Source organism: Streptomyces sp. NPDC017676 (assembly GCF_044329325.1).
In the GTDB taxonomy this organism is placed as follows: Bacteria; Actinomycetota; Actinomycetes; order Streptomycetales; family Streptomycetaceae; genus Streptomyces.
The window spans coordinates 57,865-76,580 of sequence record NZ_JBIRJA010000002.1 but is presented as its reverse complement, the minus strand read 5'-3'; the positions used below and the strand labels follow the sequence as shown (position 1 = coordinate 76,580).

The 18,716-nt window shown below is 71.5% G+C and carries 16 protein-coding genes; 6 read left to right on the top strand and 10 right to left on the bottom strand.

The genetic code is table 11. The features are described 5' to 3' along the window. Positions 1 to 121 precede the first annotated feature (121 nt). The gene (locus tag ACH4LD_RS04735; RefSeq protein ID WP_398054525.1) at positions 122 to 2,581 is read left to right on the top strand and encodes a DNA topoisomerase (ATP-hydrolyzing) subunit A; all 2,460 of its coding nucleotides are present in this window, start codon (positions 122 to 124) and stop codon (positions 2,579 to 2,581) included. Between the two features lie 40 nt (positions 2,582 to 2,621). Here the strand turns inward: ACH4LD_RS04735 and ACH4LD_RS04730 are convergent, their stop codons facing one another. Beyond that, a complete protein-coding gene (locus ACH4LD_RS04730) occupies positions 2,622 to 3,746 on the bottom strand; it encodes a CobW family GTP-binding protein (protein ID WP_398054526.1) in 1,125 nt (374 codons plus the stop codon). A 306-nt stretch (positions 3,747 to 4,052) separates the two neighbouring features. Beyond that, complete coding sequence (locus ACH4LD_RS04725) at positions 4,053 to 5,219, bottom strand: citrate synthase (RefSeq protein ID WP_398054527.1); 1,167 nt, start codon at positions 5,217 to 5,219, stop codon at positions 4,053 to 4,055. Between the two features lie 125 nt (positions 5,220 to 5,344). Between ACH4LD_RS04725 and ACH4LD_RS04720 the strand changes: the two genes are divergently transcribed. From ACH4LD_RS04720 to ACH4LD_RS04705, 4 genes are all read left to right on the top strand, one after another. Next, positions 5,345 to 6,601: a citrate synthase gene (locus ACH4LD_RS04720; protein ID WP_398054528.1), complete on the top strand. Its 1,257-nt coding sequence runs from the start codon at positions 5,345 to 5,347 to the stop codon at positions 6,599 to 6,601. 54 nt (positions 6,602 to 6,655) lie between these two features. Then, positions 6,656 to 7,597 carry a sucrase ferredoxin gene (locus tag ACH4LD_RS04715; RefSeq protein WP_398054529.1) on the top strand — a complete coding sequence of 314 codons (942 nt, stop codon included), beginning with the start codon at positions 6,656 to 6,658 and terminating at the stop codon, positions 7,595 to 7,597. Between the two features lie 164 nt (positions 7,598 to 7,761). Continuing rightward, entirely contained in the window at positions 7,762 to 9,441 is a 1,680-nt protein-coding gene (locus ACH4LD_RS04710) for an ATP-binding protein (protein WP_398054530.1), read from the top strand. After that, the gene (locus ACH4LD_RS04705; protein ID WP_132783339.1) at positions 9,438 to 10,118 is read left to right on the top strand and encodes a response regulator; all 681 of its coding nucleotides are present in this window, start codon (positions 9,438 to 9,440) and stop codon (positions 10,116 to 10,118) included. The genes ACH4LD_RS04710 and ACH4LD_RS04705 overlap by 4 nt, the downstream gene beginning before the upstream one ends. A gap of 27 nt (positions 10,119 to 10,145) precedes the next feature. On the opposite strand, the gene ACH4LD_RS04700 is transcribed toward ACH4LD_RS04705, so the two are convergent. The 3 genes from ACH4LD_RS04700 to ACH4LD_RS04690 all read right to left on the bottom strand — a co-directional run bounded on the left by ACH4LD_RS04700 (position 10,146) and on the right by ACH4LD_RS04690 (position 12,935). Further along, positions 10,146 to 11,204, bottom strand: coding sequence for an ABC transporter substrate-binding protein (locus ACH4LD_RS04700; RefSeq protein WP_398054531.1), 1,059 nt, complete (start codon positions 11,202 to 11,204; stop codon positions 10,146 to 10,148). A gap of 62 nt (positions 11,205 to 11,266) precedes the next feature. Next, on the bottom strand, positions 11,267 to 12,130 hold the full coding sequence (locus ACH4LD_RS04695; RefSeq protein WP_398054532.1) for an ABC transporter permease: 864 nt from the start codon (positions 12,128 to 12,130) through the stop codon (positions 11,267 to 11,269). Next, positions 12,120 to 12,935, bottom strand: coding sequence for an ABC transporter ATP-binding protein (locus tag ACH4LD_RS04690; RefSeq protein ID WP_014675484.1), 816 nt, complete (start codon positions 12,933 to 12,935; stop codon positions 12,120 to 12,122). The genes ACH4LD_RS04695 and ACH4LD_RS04690 overlap by 11 nt, the downstream gene beginning before the upstream one ends. A gap of 159 nt (positions 12,936 to 13,094) precedes the next feature. On the opposite strand from ACH4LD_RS04690, the gene ACH4LD_RS04685 reads away from it, so the two are divergent. Further along, positions 13,095 to 13,787, top strand: coding sequence for a response regulator (locus tag ACH4LD_RS04685; RefSeq protein WP_103815941.1), 693 nt, complete (start codon positions 13,095 to 13,097; stop codon positions 13,785 to 13,787). A 193-nt stretch (positions 13,788 to 13,980) separates the two neighbouring features. Here the strand turns inward: ACH4LD_RS04685 and ACH4LD_RS04680 are convergent, their stop codons facing one another. The 5 genes from ACH4LD_RS04680 to ACH4LD_RS04660 all read right to left on the bottom strand — a co-directional run bounded on the left by ACH4LD_RS04680 (position 13,981) and on the right by ACH4LD_RS04660 (position 18,588). Beyond that, on the bottom strand, positions 13,981 to 15,573 hold the full coding sequence (locus tag ACH4LD_RS04680) for a cation acetate symporter (RefSeq protein ID WP_398054533.1): 1,593 nt from the start codon (positions 15,571 to 15,573) through the stop codon (positions 13,981 to 13,983). Beyond that, entirely contained in the window at positions 15,570 to 16,118 is a 549-nt protein-coding gene (locus tag ACH4LD_RS04675) for a DUF485 domain-containing protein (protein WP_398054534.1), read from the bottom strand. Before ACH4LD_RS04675 ends, ACH4LD_RS04680 begins: the two co-directional genes overlap by 4 nt. Before the next feature lie 69 nt (positions 16,119 to 16,187). Then, entirely contained in the window at positions 16,188 to 16,877 is a 690-nt protein-coding gene (locus ACH4LD_RS04670) for a response regulator (RefSeq protein WP_398054535.1), read from the bottom strand. Then, positions 16,874 to 18,025 carry a sensor histidine kinase gene (locus ACH4LD_RS04665; protein ID WP_398054536.1) on the bottom strand — a complete coding sequence of 384 codons (1,152 nt, stop codon included), beginning with the start codon at positions 18,023 to 18,025 and terminating at the stop codon, positions 16,874 to 16,876. Before ACH4LD_RS04665 ends, ACH4LD_RS04670 begins: the two co-directional genes overlap by 4 nt. Continuing rightward, positions 18,022 to 18,588 (bottom strand): DUF1453 domain-containing protein, encoded by a 567-nt coding sequence (locus ACH4LD_RS04660; RefSeq protein WP_398054537.1) that lies wholly within the window; start codon positions 18,586 to 18,588, stop codon positions 18,022 to 18,024. Before ACH4LD_RS04660 ends, ACH4LD_RS04665 begins: the two co-directional genes overlap by 4 nt. Positions 18,589 to 18,716: the final 128 nt, after the last annotated feature.

The window sequence follows — 18,716 nt, the reverse complement described above, 5'->3', positions numbered from 1 at the left end:
GGGCCCGGCCCCCGGCCCCGGCAGGTCCTGTGGAACCGGGTCGCGGCACAGGTTGTCAGTGCGTCGGTCCACAATGGTCCGCGTCAGTTCCGTCCATCCTTTCAGCAAGGAGCCGGCAGCGATGGCCCGCCGCAGCACGAAGACCCCGCCGCCCGACGATTCGTTCGAGGAGAGGATCCTCGACATCGACGTCGTGGACGAGATGCGTGGCTCCTACCTGGAGTACGCGTACTCGGTCATCTACTCGCGCGCCCTGCCGGACGCCCGTGACGGCCTGAAGCCGGTCCACCGCCGGATCGTGTACCAGATGAACGAGATGGGCCTGCGCCCCGAACGCGGCTACGTGAAGTGCGCCCGCGTCGTCGGCGAGGTCATGGGCAAGCTGCACCCGCACGGCGACGCGTCGATCTACGACGCCCTGGTGCGCATGGCGCAGCCCTTCTCCATGCGCGTGCCGCTGGTCGACGGCCACGGCAACTTCGGCTCGCTGGGCAACGACGACCCGCCGGCCGCCATGCGGTACACCGAGTGCCGGATGGCCGAGGCCACGAGCCTGATGACCGAGTCGATCGACGAGGACACGGTCGACTTCGCGCCGAACTACGACGGCCAGGAGCAGGAACCGGTGGCGCTGCCCGCCGCCTTCCCGAACCTGCTGGTCAACGGCTCCTCGGGCATCGCGGTCGGTATGGCGACGAACATGCCGCCGCACAACCTGCGCGAGGTCATCGCCGCCGCCCGCCACCTGATCCGGAACCCGAACGCGGACCTGGACGCGCTGATGAAGCACGTCCCGGGCCCGGACCTGCCCACCGGCGGCCGGATCGTCGGCCTGGACGGCATCCGGGACGCGTACGCGACCGGCCGCGGCACCTTCAAGATGCGCGCGACGGTCTCGGTCGAGACGGTCACCGCCCGCCGCAAGGGCCTCGTGGTCACCGAGCTGCCGTTCACGGTCGGCCCCGAGAAGGTCATCGCGAAGATCAAGGACCTGGTCAACGCGAAGAAGGTCCAGGGCATCGCCGACGTCAAGGACCTCACCGACCGCGAGCACGGCCTGCGCCTGGTCATCGAGATCAAGAACGGCTTCGTGCCGGAGGCGATCCTGGAGCAGCTGTACAAGCTGACCCCGATGGAGGAGTCCTTCGGCATCAACAACGTCGCCCTGGTCGACGGCCAGCCGCTCACCCTGGGCCTGAAGGAGCTGCTGGAGGTCTATCTGGACCACCGCTTCGACGTGGTCCGGCGCCGCAGCGAGTTCCGCCGCGGCAAGAGGCGCGACCGGTTGCACCTGGTCGAGGGCCTGCTGACCGCGCTGGTCGACATCGACGAGGTCATCCGGATCATCCGGTCCAGCGAGAACTCCGCGCAGGCCAAGGAGCGCCTGATCGAGCGCTTCTCGCTGAGCGAGGTGCAGACGCAGTACATCCTCGACACGCCGCTGCGCCGGCTCACCAAGTACGACCGGATCGAGCTGGAGGCGGAGAAGGACAAGCTCACCGCGGAGATCGAGGAGCTGACCCGGATCCTGGAGTCGGACGCGGAGCTGCGCAAGCTGGTCTCGGCCGAACTGGCAGCCGTGGCGAAGAAGTTCGGCACCGACCGGCGCACGGTCCTGCTGGAGTCCGCGGGCGCCCCGGTGGCCGCCGTCCCGCTCCAGGTGGCCGACGACCCGTGCCGGGTGCTGCTGTCCTCGACGGGGCTGCTGGCCCGTACGGCGACCGCCGAGCCGTTCCCGGAGGCGGCGGGCGCCAAGCGCGTCAAGCACGACGTGATCGTCTCGGCGGTGCCGGCGACCGCGCGCGGGGTGATCGGCGCGGTGACCTCGGCGGGCCGGCTGCTGCGGATCAACGTGGTCGACCTGCCGCAGCTGCCCGAGTCGGCGACCGCGCCGAACCTCTCCGGAGGGGCCCCGCTGGCGGAGTTCGTCTCCCTGGAGGACGACGAGACGGTGGTCTGCCTGACCACGCTGGACGAGTCCTCCCCCGGTCTCGCGCTCGGCACCGAGCAGGGCGTCGTCAAGCGCGTGGTGCCCGACTACCCGTCCAACAAGGAGGAGTTGGAGGTCATCACCCTCAAGGAGGGCGACCGGATCGTCGGCGCGGTGGAGCTGCGCACCGGCGAGGAGGACCTGGTGTTCATCACGGACGACGCGCAGCTGCTGCGCTTCCAGGCCTCCATCGTGCGTCCGCAGGGCCGCCCGGCGGGCGGCATGGCGGGCATCAAGCTGACCGAGGGCGCGAAGGTGATCTCCTTCACGGCGGTCGACCCGGCCGTCGACGCGGTGGTGTTCACGGTCGCGGGCTCGCGCGGCACGCTGGACGACTCGGTGCAGACGACGGCCAAGCTCACCCCGTTCGACCAGTACCCGCGCAAGGGCAGGGCGACGGGCGGCGTGCGCTGCCAGCGGTTCCTGAAGGGCGAGGACTGCCTGTCGCTGGCCTGGGCGGGCCCGACGCCCGCGCTCGCGGCGCAGAAGAACGGCACCCCGGCGGACCTGCCGGAGCCGGACCCGCGCCGGGACGGCTCGGGCACGTCGCTGGCGAAGACGGTGGCTGTCGTGGCGGGGCCGGTGCTGTAGACGGGCTTGGGGCGGGCCCCCTGAGGCCCGCCCGGTGGCTCTAGGCGGGCGGATCCTCCACGTCGGCGTCCGCCTTGTCCGGGCCCTGTACGTAGCGCAGGACGCCCCACATGCCGTGTTCGTCGGCGTGGGGGGCGTCGTCCCTGCACGCCTCCAGCTCCTTGCCGAGGGTGTCCGCGTCGATGCCGGCACCGATCAGCACGAGCTGGGTGAGGCGGTCCTCGCCGGACGGCCAGGGCTCCGGGTAGAAGCGCAGGAACCGGCCGACGGCGTGCACGGCGTAGCGGTTGAGCGGGTCGTACGGCCCGAAGTCGACGTACCCCTTGATCCGGTACAGCCCCTCGGGCCGGCTGTCCAGGAACCGCATGAGCCGACGGGGCTCCAGGGGCACGTCGGAGGTGAAGGACAGGCTGTCGTAGCCGGTGTGCAGATGTCCGGCGTGGTCGTCGGCGCGGGGGGCGTCGGCCTCGTGGTCATCGGCGGCGTGGTCGTCTGCGTCGTGGTCGTCCAGGTCGTCGAAGGAGAGCTGCCCGAGGCGCTCCTCGCTCGGCCGGCAGTCGAAGAGGAACTCGGGATCGATCCGGCCGTAGGTGGCGGGGACGACGGCGGCCCGGTCGGTGAGCGCACGGACGACCCCCATCATCCGCTCGGCGTCGTCCGTGCGGTCGAGCTTGTTGACGACGACCAGATCGGCGAGCGCCAGGTGCCGGTCGATCTCGGGGTGCCTCGCCCGCGTGTCGTCGAACTCGGCGGCGTCGACGACCTCCACCAGGCCGCCGTAGACGATGCCCGGGTGCTCGCTGGCGAGCACCATGCGCACGAGTTCCCGGGGCTCGGCCAGCCCGCTGGCCTCGATGACGATCACGTCGATCCCGGCGCCGGGCGCGGCGAGCCGGTCCAGGTAGAGGTCGAGTTCGCTCGCGTCGACGGCACAGCACAGGCAGCCGTTGCCGAGCGACACGGTCGAGTCGCCCAGGGCACCGGCGACGGCCATCGCGTCGATCTCGATGGCCCCGAAGTCGTTGACGATGGCCCCGATCCGGCTGCCTCCGCTGCGGTGCAGCAGGTGATTGAGGAGCGTGGTCTTCCCGGAGCCCAGGAACCCGGCGAGCACGACGACCGGGATCTGCTGCGGACCGCCGCCGCGTGCCAGGCTGTTCCCCAACGGGCGACCTCTCTGACGTACCAGGGCGCACCGGTTCGCGTCGCGATGCGCGGACGGGCATGGACTGCGCGTCAAGGATACGAGCGGGACGGGGACGCCGGGGTGGCGGGCGGCATGACGCCACGGAGGTCTGCTTGCGGACACGGCGGCGGCGAGGTTTGCGGACACGGTGGGCGGCATGGCGCTACAGAGGTCGGCAACGGGGCACGGCGGGCGGCGCAGAGACACAGTGGGCGGCGCAGGACACGGCGGGGGCCGGGGGGCACGGCGCCGCAGCAGGCGGCAGGGGACGTGGGCCCATCGCGCTCACTCGGCGGTGGGCACCGCGGCCTTCGGCTCCGGGCCGACGTACCGCGCCACCGGGCGGATGATCTTCGAGTCGGCGGCCTGCTCCAGGATGTTGGCGCTCCAGCCCACGACCCGTCCCGCCGCGAAGGTGGGGGTGAACATCTCCCGGGGCAGGCCGCACAGTTCCATGACCACCCCGGCGTAGAACTCCACGTTCGTGTGGAGTTCGCGGCCGGGCTTCAGCTCGGCGAGGATCTCCTCCACACGGCGCTCGACCTCGACGGCGAAGTGCGCCCGCGGGCCGCCGAAGCCGAGGGCGATCTCGCGCAGCATCCTGGACCGCGGGTCCTCCGTGCGGTAGACGGCGTGCCCGAAGCCCATGATCCGGTCACCGGCGAGCACCCGCTCGCGGATCCAGGCGTCGATCCGGTCGGGCGTGCCGATCGCGTCCAGGGTGTCCAGGGCCCGGCTCGGCGCGCCTCCGTGCAGCGGCCCGGACAGGGCACCGACGGCACCGGTCAGGCAGGCCGCCACGTCGGCGCCCGTGGAGGCGATGACGCGTGCGGTGAAGGTTGACGCATTGAATCCATGATCAATGGCTGAGATCAGGTATTGCTCGATCGCACGCGCCCGGCGTGGGTCCGGTTCCGAACCCGTCAACATGTACAGGTAGTTGGCCGCGTACGAGAGGTCCTCGCTCGGCTCAACCGGGTCGAGACCTATGCCCAGCCGGTACAGCGCGGTGAGCAGGGTGGGTACGGCCGCGCAGGCGGCCAGGGTGTCGGCGCGGCGCTGGTCGGCGTCGGTGTCGTACACCGGCCGGAAGCCTTGGGCCGCGCCGAGCAGGGACAGTGCCGTGCGCAGTCCGGCCAGCGGTCCGGAGCGCCGCCCGGCCGCGGCGATGGCGGGCAGGGCCGCGCGGACGTCCTCGGGCAGGCTGCGCAGCGCGGCCGTCTCGGCGGCGAAGGCGGCACCGCGCCGGGTGTCCGGCAGGGTGCCGTGGACCAGGAGGTGCCAGACGTCCTCGAAGCTCCGGGTGCGCGCGAGGTCGACGGCCGAGTACTGCCGGTAGTGGTAGAAGCCCTCCCGGCCCCGGACGTCACCGATCTCGGTCTCGGCGACCACGACGCCGGCGAGACCGCGCGGGGCGTCGATGAGCGGGGTGGCGGGCGTGTTGACGGCCATGGATCTCCTCCTTGGTTTCCACCCGGAACTTGATCTGACTGTCCATGCTTGACTGATCTTTTGTCAATGTTGATTCAATCAATATGAACTCATCAACATGTGCAGAGGCGGCTACCGTGACCCCCATGCGCGATCACGACACCGCTCCCCACCGTCCCGGGCGCCGGCTGAGCACCAAGGAGACCGCCGAACTGCTCGGCGTGAAGCCCGAGACGGTCTACGCGTACGTGAGCCGCGGCCTGCTCAGCAGCAGACGCGAACCCGGCGGCCGGTCCAGCACCTTCGAGGCGAAGGAGGTCGAGGCCCTCGCCCGCCGCAACCGGCGCGAGGCGGCCGGGACTCCGGGCTCCGGCGGGGACCTGTCCGTCCGCACCCGGATCACGCTCATCGAAGAGGACCGGTACTTCTACCGGGGCGTGGACGCCGTCGACCTGGCCACCCGCCAGTCCTACGAGGAGGTCGCGGAGTGGCTGTGGACCGGCCGGCTGACCCCCGGGGTGACGTTCTCCGCGCCCGGGCCCACCGTCGCTGTCGCCCGCCGCGCGGTGGACGCCCTGTCCGAACACGCCTCCCCGGTCGACCGGCTGCGGGTCGCCGCGATCGCCGCGGCTGCCGAGGACCCGCTGCGCTTCGACCTGTCCGAGGACGCCGTGCTGAACACGGCGCGCGTCCTCATCCCGACCCTCGTCACCGCGCTCCCTCCCGTCCGTGCCGACCACAAGGACGGCGGGCCGCTGGCGCAGCGGCTGTGGGGACGGCTGACCGGTCACCCGGCCGACGAGGCCTCCCTGCGCGTCCTGGACACCGCGCTCGCCCTGCTCGCCGACCACGACCTGGCCGCGTCCACGCTCGCGGTCCGGGTCGCCGCCTCGGCCCGGGCGCACGCGTACGCGGCCGTCTCGGCCGGGCTCGGCGTGCTGGAGGGCCCGCTGCACGGCGCCGCCAGCGGCCTGGCCCACCGGATGCTCCTGGACGTGCTCGACCAGGGCACGGCGGTCCCGGTGATCGCCGACGAGCTGCGCGCCGGCCGCCGCGTCCCCGGTCTCGGCCACCGGCTGTACGCCGGCGAGGACCCCCGCGCGAGGGTGCTGTTCGGCCTCCTGGAGCAGGTCCCGCGCGCGGAGTCCGCGCTGCTCGCGGCCCGTGACATCGTCGCGACGACCGCCCGGCACACCTCGCTGCACGCCAATGTCGACCTGGCCCTGGCGGTGTTCACCGCGTCCAGCGGCATGCCGGCCACGGCCGGTGAGACGATCTTCGCCGTCGCGCGTACCGCGGGCTGGATCGCCCACGCCCTGGAGGAGTACGGCGAGCGCCCGCTGCGCATGCGCCCCAGCGGTCACTACGTCGGTCCGCGCCCGCCGCGGCCCCTCCCGGAGTAGGACACGGGGCGGGCCGGAAGTCGCCCCGGGGAGAGTCAGGTTAGGCTCACCTCTGTGAGTAGGTGTGCGACCGTCTCCCGGAGCCTCGACGAGCCGGTGTCCGGTACGGCGGCGACGGCGACGACGTGGCTGCTGCTGGAACAGCCCGGCCCCTGGGGCGCCAAGGCGCTCACGTCCAGTCACCTGGACCCGGCGCTGGGGCGGGCGCTGGAGGCCGCCGCCGACGGAACCGGCGTGCGGATCGCCCTCATCCGGCGTCCCGGGCGCCACGCCGACCCCGGTACGCCCCCGGTCCGGCAGGTGTACGCCGCGCACACCGTGCCCGGACGCGTGTGGCTGCACGGCGCCACCACGCGCGATCCGCGGAGGCTGCTCGACCTCGACTTCGCCGGCCTCGGAGCGGGCGACGACCGTTCCTTCGGAGCGGTGCTCGGTGGCCGGCCGCACCAGGGTGATCCGCTGGCGCTCGTGTGCACGAACGGCAAGCGCGACCGCTGCTGTGCCCTCCTGGGCCGCCCGCTCGCCACGGAGCTGGTCGCCTCGGGGGTGCGCGGCGTCTGGGAGGTCACCCATCTGGGTGGACATCGGTTCGCGCCCACGGTGCTGGTCCTGCCGTACGGCTACGCCTACGGCCGCGCCGAGACGCACACCGTCAAGGAGGCCCTGCACGGCGTCCAGGAGGGCCGTGTGGTCGTAGAGGGATGCCGGGGGTGCTCCGCGTGGGAACGACCCGGCCAGGCGGCCGAGCTGGCCGTCCGGTCGGCCGCGGGCGAGTACCGGGCGGGTGTGCTCAGCGTCGTACGGACCGACGCCACCGCCCCGGGCTGGGAGGTCACCGTCCGGCACGCCGACGGCCGCCGGTGGCGGGTCACCGTGGCGCGGGGCACGTCACTGCCGCCCCGCCCCGAGAGCTGCGGCGCGGCGGTGCTCGGCACGCCCGCGCGGATGGACGTGGTCGAAGTGCGCGAGCTGAGACCGACGGCGCTGGCGAGCTAGCCGGCAGTGCCGTCACCGGGGTGGGTGTTGAGCACGGGAGCCGCCCTGAGGGCGGGTGCTGCCCCGGGGCCGGGGTGCCGTCAACCCTTGATCAACGCATTGATCAAGAGATCCACACCACACCCGCTGGGGTGCGTCCGGCCGCCCCACGTACCGTCATGGGTATGAGCCCCACTCCCCCCGCCCGCCGGCTGCGCCTCGGTCTGCCGCGGCGGATGTTCTCCCAGGTGCTGCTGATGCAGGTGGCGATCGCCGCGGGGGTCGCGGTGCTCGCGACCGGGCTCTTCCTCGCCCCGCTGAGCAAGCAGCTGGACCAGGAGGCGATGCGCCGCGCGCTGGCCATCGCCGAGACCACGGCCCAGGACCCACAGATCGCCGAGGGCGTCCTGACCACCCCGCCGACCAGGAACGGCCCGGTACAGAAAGAGGCCGAGCGGATCCGGCGGGCCACGCACGCCGAGTACATCGTGGTGCTGGACCGGAACTGGGTGCGCTGGTCGCACCCCACGGCCTCGGAGATCGGCCGGCGCGTCTCCACCGACCCCACCGACGCCCTGGCCGGTCAGGAGGTCATGGAGATCGACAGGGGCACCCTGGGCCGCTCCGCGCGCGGCAAGGTGCCGCTGTACGACGCCGATCACCGCATCGTCGGCGCGGTCTCCGTCGGCATCGCCTACGACAGCGTGCGGGCGCGTCTGATCAGCGCGATCCCGGGCCTGTTCGCGTACGCCGGTGGTGCGCTCGCTGTGGGCGCGCTGGCCGCCTGGCTGATCTCGCGCCGTGTCCAGCGGCAGACCCGGGACCTGGCCTTCTCCGACATCTCGGCGCTGCTGGCGGAGCGCGAGGCGATGCTGCACGGCATCCGGGAGGGTGTGGTCGCCCTCGACCGGGGCGGCCGTATCCGCCTGCTCAACGACGAGGCACGGCGACTGCTGGGCATCGGCGACGAGGCGGTCGGGCGGACCCCGGACGAGGCGCTCGGCGCGGGCCGTACGACGGACGTGCTGGCCGGCCGGGTGACCGGCACCGATCTGCTCACCGTGCGCGGCCATCGCGTCCTGGTCGCCAACCGCATGCCCACCGGCGACGGCGGCGCGGTGGCGACCCTGCGCGACCGCACCGAGCTGGAGCAGCTGGGACGCGAACTCGACTCCACGCGCGGGCTGATCGACGCCCTGCGCGCCCAGGACCACGAACACGCCAACCGCATGCACACCCTGCTGGGGCTGCTGGAGCTGGAGATGTACGACGACGCCGTGGAGTTCGTCGGCGAGGTGGTCGGGGACCACCGGGCCACCGCCGAGCAGGTCACGGAGAAGATCCAGGACCCGCTGCTGGCCGCGCTCCTGGTGGGCAAGGCGACCGTGGCGGCCGAGCGCGGGGTCGCCCTGTGGGTGTCGGAGCGCACCCGGCTCCCGGACCGGCTGATCGATCCCCGGGGGCTGGTCACGGTCGTGGGCAACCTCGTGGACAACGCCCTCGACGCGGTCGCGGGCACACCGCACGCGCGCGTGGAGGTCGAGTTGCGCGCGGAGGGCCGTACGGTCGTGCTGCGGGTACGTGACACGGGCCCCGGGATCCCCGAGGACCAGCGGGAGCTGATCTTCACGGACGGATGGTCCACCAAGAAGCCGCCCGCGCACGGCAAGCGGGGCATCGGGCTCTCCCTGGTGCGCCGGCTGGCCGAACGGCAGGGCGGGAGCGCGGCCGTGGGCGCGGCGGCCGGCGGCGGCGCGGAGTTCACCGTGGTCCTGCCCGAGGCGCTGACCGAGCCGGAACTGGAACCGGCGGTGCCCGGGGGATCTGTCGAGACCGCTGCCGTCGCCGAGGAGGAAGCGCGATGATCGAGGTTCTGGTGGTGGACGACGACACCCGCGTCGCCCGGGTCAACGCCGCCTACGTGGAGAAGGTGCCCGGCTTCCATGTCGCCGGCGAGGCGCACAACGCGGCCGAGGCGCTGCGCCAGGTCGAGGTGCTGCCCCGGCTGGATCTCGTTCTGATGGACCACTACCTGCCCGACGACACGGGTCTCGCGGTGGTCCAGGAGATGCGCCGGCGCGGCCACCAGACCGACGTCATCATGGTGACGGCCGCGCGGGACGTGTCGACCGTGCAGGCGGCCATGCGGCAGGGCGCGTTGCAGTACCTGGTGAAGCCGTTCGCCTTCGCCGGTCTGCGGGCGAAGCTGGAGGCGTACGCCGAGCTGCGGCGCACCTTGGACGGCGGCGGGGAGGCCGAGCAGGCGGAGGTGGACCGCATCTTCGGCGCCCTGTCCGCTCCCTCGGAGCCCGGGCTGCCCAAGGGGCACTCCCCCACGACGGCCGAACTGGTGCGCCAGGCGCTGCTGAACGCCGAAGGCCCCTTGTCCGCCCAGGAGATCGCGGAGCGGACGGGGGTGAGCCGGCAGACCGCCCAGCGGTATCTGAAGCTCCTGGAGCGCACGGGCCGGGCCCGGTTGACCCTGAAGTACGGCGACGCGGGCCGCCCGGAACACCGTTACGTGTGGGCGACCCGCGCCTGAGCGCGATTCACATGGACGCGTCGGCGGTCACTTGACCGCCTTGACGAACTCCGTCGTGTACGTCTTGTTCAGGTCGACCTTCGCGTTCTTGATGTTGGGGTTGAACGCCTTGAGGACCTTTTCGACGGTCTCGGGACCGCCCTGGGGCATCACGCCGTCGTCGGTGAACATCGGAAGGGTGCTCTTGATGGCCTGCGCGTACAACGCCTTGTCGCCCTGGGAGTAGTCGGCGGGCATCTTGGCGGCGATCTCGTCGGCGCTGTGCGTGGACATCCACTTGAGCGTCTTGACGAATGCGTTGACCAACTTCTGGACGGTCTCCTTGTGTCCGTTCACCCACTCCGTCTGCATGTACAGACTTGACGAGGGGTACGGCCCGCCCAGCGCCTCCTGCGAGCCCTCGGGGGTGCGCATGTCGATGAGGATCTTGCCGGCCTTCTTGTCCAGGATCGTCGCGACGGTCGGGTCGGTGGTCATGCCGCCGTCGATCGCGCCCTTCTGGAGCGCCGCGATGAACGTGGGTCCGGCCCCCACCGCGACCGGCGTGAAGTCGCTGATCCTCACCCCGTTCTTGACCGCCAGGTACTTGGTGAGGAAGTCGGTCGAGGAACCGAGGCCGGTCACGCCCAGCTTGCGGCCCTTGAAGTCCTTGGGCGAGGTGAGGTCGCCGGCGGCCTTGTTCGAGACGACCTCGACCTCGCCGGGCGCGTGCGAGAACTGCACGACCGACTCCACCGACTTGCCCTTCACCTGAAGGTCCAGGGTGTGGTCGTAGAACCCGACCGCTCCCTGCACCTGCCCGGAGACGAGGGCGGTCTCGGCCTGGACCCCGGCGGGCTCGCTGAGGAGCTCGACGTTCAGCCCCTCCTCCTGGAAGTAGCCGAGGCGCTGGGTGAGCATCGCGGGCAGGTAGATGACCTTGTCCAGGCCGCCCACCATGATCTTGACGGTCTCCCCCTTTCCGCCGCCCCCACCGCTGCCGGTGTCGGCCGTGGAGCTCGCCGCGTCGTTGGCACAGGCGGTGAGCGAGGAGAGGGCGAGCAGTCCGGCGGCGGCCAGTGAGGCGTGTCTGGCGGTCTTGCGCATGCGGGTTCACGTCCTTGTGAGAGGGCGGTGCGGGAAGGAGCGGGGGGTGGCGAGGGGACCGGTCAGCTGTCGGAACCGGTGGGCTTCCAGCGGAAGATGCGGCGCTCGGCGAAGGTCAGCAGCCCCTCGGCGACGAGGGCGACGACGGCGAGGATGACCATCGCGGCGTACACGCCGGCGGCGTTGAAGGTGTTCTGCGACTGCGAGACGAGCAGGCCGATGCCCTTGGTGGCGCCGATGTACTCGCCGACGATGGCGCCGATGAGCGCGAAGCCGAAGCTGACGTGGAGGCTGGTGAAGATCCAGGAGGTGGCCGACGGGATGACCACCTGGAGGGTCACCCTGCGGTCGCTCGCGCCCAGGATGCGGGCGTTGGCCACGAGGTTGCGGTCCACTTCGCGGGCGCCCTGGAAGGCGTTGAAGAACACCGGGAAGAAGACGAGCACCACGGCGGAGGCCACCTTGGAGGACGGTCCGAGACCGAACCAGATCAGGAAGATGGGCGCCAGCACGATCCTGGGAATCGAGTTGAGCACCTTGATGTATGGACCAAGAACCTCGGCGAGCAATCTGATCCGCCCGAGCGCAATGCCGAGCAGCACACCGGCGACCACGCCGATGACCCAGCCGAGCAGCGCCTCGTACAGCGTGTACCAGATCTGCTCGCCCAGGGAGCCGAGCGCTGTCCCATGGGTCACCCAGGTCCAGATCTGGTCCCAGATCTTCGAGGGCATCGAGAAGTTGAACGGGTCGATGACCTTGGCGCGGGACAGAACTTCCCACAGCCCGAGGACGGCCACCAGGAGCACCAGGCGCACGACGTTGACGAGGAGCTTGCGCCGGCGTGCGGCCTGGGCGCGGGTCTGCGCGCGATCGGGTGTCCTGACGGTGTCCACGACCGGGGTGCTGAGGACGTCAGGCGACATGGGCGGCACCCCTCTCGCGGGTGATGCGGACCTCTTCGCCGAGGGACTCCCAGATCTCGCGGTAGATCTCGATGAACCGCGGCTCCAGCCGCACCGACTCGACCTTGCGCGGGCGGGGCAGGTCGATGTCGAAGACCTGCTTCACGGTCGCGGGCCCGGCGGTCATCACGACGACCTTGTCGGCCAGCGCGATGGACTCCTCCAGGTCGTGGGTCACGAAGACGACGGAGGCGCCGGTGCCCTCCCACAGCTCCAGCAGCTCGTCCGACATCAGCGCGCGGGTCTGCACGTCGAGCGCCGAGAACGGCTCGTCCATCAGCAGGATCTCGGGGTCGTTGACGAAGGTGGCCGCCAGGGCCACCCGCTTGCGCTGGCCGCCGGAGAGCTGGTGCGGATAGCGGTCCTCGAAGGCGGCGAGCCCCACCCGGGCCAGCCAGTCGCGGGCCCTCTGCTTGGCCTCCGCCTTGGGCACGCCCCGGAAACGCGGACCCGCCATGACGTTCGACAGCACGGTCCGCCAGGGGAAGGTGGCGTCCTGCTGGAAGACGAAGCCGACCTTGTCGCCGACCCCGTCGACCGGTTCCCCGGCCACCAGCACCTCGCCCTCGGTGGGCTCCTCCAGGCCGCTGACCAGGGTCAGCGTCGTGGACTTGCCGCATCCGGTCGGTCCTACGACGGCCACGAACTCGCCGCGCTCCACGGTGAGGTCCAGGCCGCGCACCGCCGTGTGCAGTCCCCCGGACGGGGTTCTGAAGGTCTTGCTCGCGCCCCGCAGCTCGATGGCGGGGCTGGTGTGTGCGCTCATGGGCCGGGACGGTAGGTGTGGCCCCGGCCACAGCAGGAGTCTTGTGAGCACAAGCCGTTCTTTTGCTCGCAAGAACCTGTTGTGCTCGTTTTGCTCGCGCTACAACTGCGGAGCCGAAACACGGGCTGAACGCTCGCCGGCCTTGTAAGGAGAGGCCTGATGATTGACGTCCTGGTGGTCGACGACGACTTCCGTGTCGCTGAGATCAACGCCAAGTACGTGGGAAAGGTTCCCGGCTTCCGGGTGGCCGCCCGCGCGCACAGCGCCGCCCAGGCCCTGGCCGCCGTGGAACGCGGCTCCATCGACCTGGTCCTGCTCGACCACTACCTGCCGGACCACACCGGCCTCGAACTCGTGCACCGCATGCGCGAGCAGGGTCACGGCACCGACGTCATCATGATCACTGCGGCCAGCGATGTGACGACCGTCCAGCAGGCGATGCGCCTGGGCGCCCTGCACTATCTGGTCAAGCCGTTCACCTTCGCCGCGCTGCGCACCCGCCTGGACTCCTACGCCGCCCTGCGCCGCACGGTCGACCGCGTGGGCGGCCGGGGCCTGACGGGACAGGAACAGGTCGACCGGATCTTCGGCGCCCTGCGCACCGCCCCCGCCCCTTCCGCGCCCGGCCTGCCGACCGGTCACTCCGAGCCCACGACCGACCTCATCTGCGGCGTCCTGCACCGCGCCGACCATCCGCTCTCGGCCCACGAAGTGGCCGCCCGCACCGGCCTGAGCCGCTCCACCGCCCAGCGCTATCTCCGCCACCTCGAACAGGCGGGCCGCCTCCGACTCTCCCTGAAGTACGGCGACACCGGCCGCCCGGAACACCGGTACGCCTGGGTGGCGCCCTAGGTCCTGTCGTCAAACTCCCGTCGTCCGCCCGGAGGGCGGGCCGTGCGGCGTCAGGTGCGTGCTCTCGCCGTGCCGGCCACAGGCCCTCGTACTGGGCGTACTCGGGTCTGGGGCCGGTGCGGCGAGAGTGCGTGCATGGCGTCGCGCGGCAGACGGGAGTTTGACGACAGAACCTAGCGGGGCCTCGACCCGGCTACACGGCTCCGGCCCCGGTCAGCGAGCGCACCTCCGTCTCGGCGTACTTGGCCTCGTCCGGAACCTCGTCCGAGGTCACCGTGCCCAGCCAGCCGGCGAGGAAGCCCAGCGGGATGGAGACGATGCCCGGGTTCTCCAGCGGGAAGTACTGGAAGTCGACGCCGGGGAACAGGGATTCCGGGCTGCCGGACACCACCGGGGAGAGCAGGACGAGGCCGATCGCCGGGAGCAGTCCGCCGTACACCGCCCACACCGCGCCCCGCGTGGTGAAGCCGCGCCAGAACAGCGAGTAGAGCAGGACCGGCAGGTTCGCCGAGGCGGCCACCGCGAAGGCGAGACCGACGAGGAAGGCCACATTGAGATCACGGGCCAGCAGGCCGAGCCCGATCGCCACGACACCGATGCCGACCGCCGCGCACCGGGCCACGGCCACCTCACTGCGGGGCTTGCCGCGCCGGCGGCGCAGTGACGCGTACAGGTCGTGGGCCACCGAGGCCGAGGAGGCGAGCGTGATGCCCGCGACCACCGCGAGGATCGTGGCGAAGGCCACGGCGGCGACCACCGCGAACAGCACGGTGCCGCCGGTCGAGCCCGCTCCGCCGCCGAGGTCGAGGGCGAGGAGGGGAACCGCCGTGTTCCCGGCCGCGTTGGATCCGCGTACGGCCCGCGGCCCCACCACCGCCGCCGCCCCGAAGCCGAGGACGATCGTCATCAGGTAGAAGCCGCCGATCAGACCGATGGACCACACCACGGAACGGCGGGCGGCCCGCGCGGTCGGCACGGTGTAGAAACGGGACAGGATGTGCGGCAGCCCGGCCGTGCCCAGCACCAGCGCGAGCCCCAGGCTGATGAAGTCGAGCCGGGCGTTCCAGTCCCCGCCGTACTTCAGCCCCGGCGCCAGGAACGCCCTCCCATGACCACTGCGGTCCGCCGCCGTGAGCAGCAGCCGGTCGACATCGCCGTGGAAACGCAGCAGGACCAGGACGGTCAGCACGACCGTCCCGCTCAGCAGCAGGACCGCCTTCACGATCTGGATCCACGTGGTGGCCCGCATCCCTCCCAACGACACATAGATCACCATGAGCGCACCGACACCGATGACCGTCCAGGACTGGGCCGCGCCGCTCGTCCGCCCCAGCAGCAACGCCACCAGACTCCCCGCGCCGACCATCTGCGCCACCAGGTACAGCACGGACACCGTGACCGAGGACGCTCCCGCGGCGATCCGCACCGGCCGCTCGCTCATCCGGGCGGCCACCACGTCGGCCAGCGTGAACCGCCCGCAGTTGCGCACCAGTTCGGCGACCAGGAACAGCACGACCAGCCACGCGACGAGGAATCCCACCCCGTACAGCAGACCGTCGTACCCGTACAGCGCGATGAGCCCGCTGATCCCCAGGAAGGAGGCCGCCGACATGTAGTCGCCCGCGATGGCAAAACCATTCTCCATCGGGGAGAACAGCCGCCCGCCCGCGTAGAACTCCTCCGCCGAACCGTGCCGCCTGCGGCTCACCCACGTCGTGATCGCGAGGGTGACCGCCACGAACCCGCTGAACAGCAGCAGCGCCAGTGTCTGGTGATCACCGGTCACGGGGCCCCTCCCTGCACTCCGCGGGCCAACTCCTGGGTGTCCCAGCGCAGCTCCAGCGCGGCCCGGTCCCGACGCAGCCGCGCGTGCCGGGCGTAGGCCCACGTGAACAGGAACGTGGTGAGGAACTGCCCGAGCCCCGCGAGCATCGCCACGTTCACCGCCCCCACCACGGGCCGGGCCATCAGTCCCGGCGCGGTCGTCGCGGCGACCACATAGGCCACGTACCACACCAGGAAGGCCATGACCCCCGGCACCACGAACCGCCGGTACCTTCCGCGCACCTCCTGGAACGCCTCGCTCCGCTGCACCTCGACGTACACATCGCGGGCGCGCGCCGCCGCCGCGCCGGACTCGGCGCGCGCGGGCGGCACGGCCAGCGCCGGCATGCCCGCACCGTCCAGCTCTCCCCAGCCCGAGGCCGACGTGTCGTACCAAGGGTCCTCGTACGCCGCGTCACGGGAGGACGCGCCGTCGTCTTCCTGGTTCCCGGCCGATCTCTCGGGACCGTCCCCGACTCCACGAGGACGACCGTTGCTTGACTGCATGCCCAAGGATGGACAGAACGGGAAGATCCCTGACTCTTCTTCCTCGGGCTCTTCACCCCATCAGGTGATTCACCCGGTGGGTGGCCGCACCAGCCCCTTGCCGTAGGCGTACCGCACGGCCTGCGCCCGGTCCTTCAGACCCGTCTTGGCGAAGAGATTGTTGATGTGGGTCTTCACCGTCGCGGTCGACACATGCAGCCGACGGGCGATCTCCTGATTGGTGAGACCTTCGCCGATCAGCACAAGGACCTCGGTCTCGCGCGTGGTCAGCCCGTCGGGTGCCTCATCGGCCGCGGGCACCGGCACGGGCTCGGCCTGCGACAGCCTCTCCAGCAACCGCCGCTGGACACTCGGCGACAGCCCCGCATCCCCCGAGAGCACACTGTGCACGGCACGGACGATCTCTTCTCCGCCCGCGTCCTTGGTCAGGTAGCCCCGGGCCCCTGCTCTGAGCGCGGGGAACAGCGAGTCGTCGTCCGCGTAGGTGGTGAGCACCACGACCTGTGTGCGTGGGTACCGCTCCCGGATCCGCCGGGTGGCCTCCACTCCGTCGCAGCGGGGCATCCTGAGGTCCATCAGCACCACGTCCGGGGCGAGTTCCCCGACCAGCCGCACCGCCTCCTCCCCGTCTCCCGCGGCCCCGACGACCTCGACGCCGGGCAACAGCCCGAGCAACATCACGATGCCTTCACGGACCACGGTCTGATCGTCGGCCACCACCACCCGCGCGGGCTTCCTCTCCCCTTCCCTCTCCGTCATACGGGCACCTTCAGCGTCACCACGAACCCCTCCTCGTCCGGCCCCGCGTCCAGCGAGCCGCCCAGCAGTTCGGCGCGCTCACGCATGCCCAGCAGACCGTACCCGCCCCCGGAGCCGTTCAGTTCGCCCCCTTCGCCGCCCGAGTCCCGTACGTTCAGCGTCACTTCATGCTCGCCGTAGTCGAGCCGCACGGTCACTTCGGCGCCCTGCGCGTGCTTGCGCACGTTCGTCAGTGCCTCCTGGGCGACCCGCCGCACCGCTTGAGACGCCTCGGCCGGCAGGGGTCTGCGTTCACCTGTGACGGTGACCTCGGCGCCGTCCGCCGTGCTGACGAGTTCGGCGAGGAAGTCCTCCAGCGGGGTCAGCTCGCCGCGTAGCGCGGACAGCGCCTGCCGGGTCTCCGCGAGGCCGTCGCGGGCCATGCCCCGGGCGGCCACCACCCGCTCCAGGATCCGCTCACGATCCGCGCCGTTCTCGATCAACAACCGGGCCGCCTCCAGGTGCACGAGCTGCGCCGAGAGGCTGTGCGCCAGCACGTCGTGGATCTCCCGGGCGATACGGGCACGCTCGGCCAGTGCGGCGGACTCGGCCTCGGCCGCGCGGGCGGCGCGCTCCTGGGCGAGCAGCCGCTGCGCACTGCCCCGGGCCTCCGCGTCCAGCCGCAGGACGTACCCGGCGAGGGCCATACCGGCCACGGTGGCGGCCGTGGTCAGCCAGACGTCGTTGGTGAACGCGGAGTATGAGGTCAGCGCCACCGACGCGACGGGGACCGCGGCCCCCAGCGGCAGCCGCTCCAGCGCGCCGACGCCACAGCCGCACCAGATCACGAGGGCCGGCCCTGTGAATCCCGTGGCCTCCGCGGCGACCGCGATGCCCAGGAGCACGCCCATGAGCGCGAGGGAGGGCACCAGCCGGTGCTCGTAGGTGGTCCGGAAGAAAGCCCAGGAGACGAGAGCGGCGAGGAGGATCGCCGCCGCTGCCGCGAGTGTTTCCCAGAGACCGACGTGCCTCTGGTGGAAGGCACCCCAGAGGAGCATGGCCAGCACGAGCAGTCGGACGGCCCAGACGAGCATGCGCCGGGAACGGGTGGTTCCCGAGCGGCCGAGCGCTTCGCGTGACGGCCAGCGCGTCCAGGCGTTCTCTGTCACACGCGCTCCTTCCACGCCGACCGCTCGTCGTCACCGTACGCCGGAGCCGGACGGCTCGGGGCGGGACGGCTCGGGGCGGGATGGCTTTGGGCAGGGCGGCTCGGGGCGCCGACGGACTGGGCTCGCCAGGCCAGGATTCCACCGCGGACCAACAAGGTGCCGGCGACGCCGAGCATCAGCGCAGAGCTGTCCTGATGCACGCCGAGAGCGGAGCCGAGGGCGAAGACGCCGACTCGTAGGGCTATGCCCACGATCCATACAGCGCCGCTCGCCTTGCTGCTCTTGGTCCATACGACGCCGTCCGGCGCGGTCCAGATACGGGTGGTCCAGCCCCAGCCGACGCCGGTGACCAGGCCGATGAACAACTCCACCACGAGCAGTACGGCGGATTCGGCACGGTGGTGGGCGTCGAGGATGCCGGGCTCGCGCAGTGAGACGACGGCCAGGATCACGGGCAGCAGCCACCATCGCCGGTCCGTGTCGATCGCCCGGGCACGGAACTGCCGCGCTATCACCATGGCGACCACGGCAACGGTCACCAGCACGTTGACGAGCCCGGGCATCTGGACCTCCGTGAGCGAAAGGGCGGTGCCGGAAGCGAGTGCTGCCGACGCCTTCGAAGCTACGGAAGTCCGCAGGCCACGGGATCGGAGCCCGGGTGGATCACGGGTGGAATCCGGTACCGGCCCGC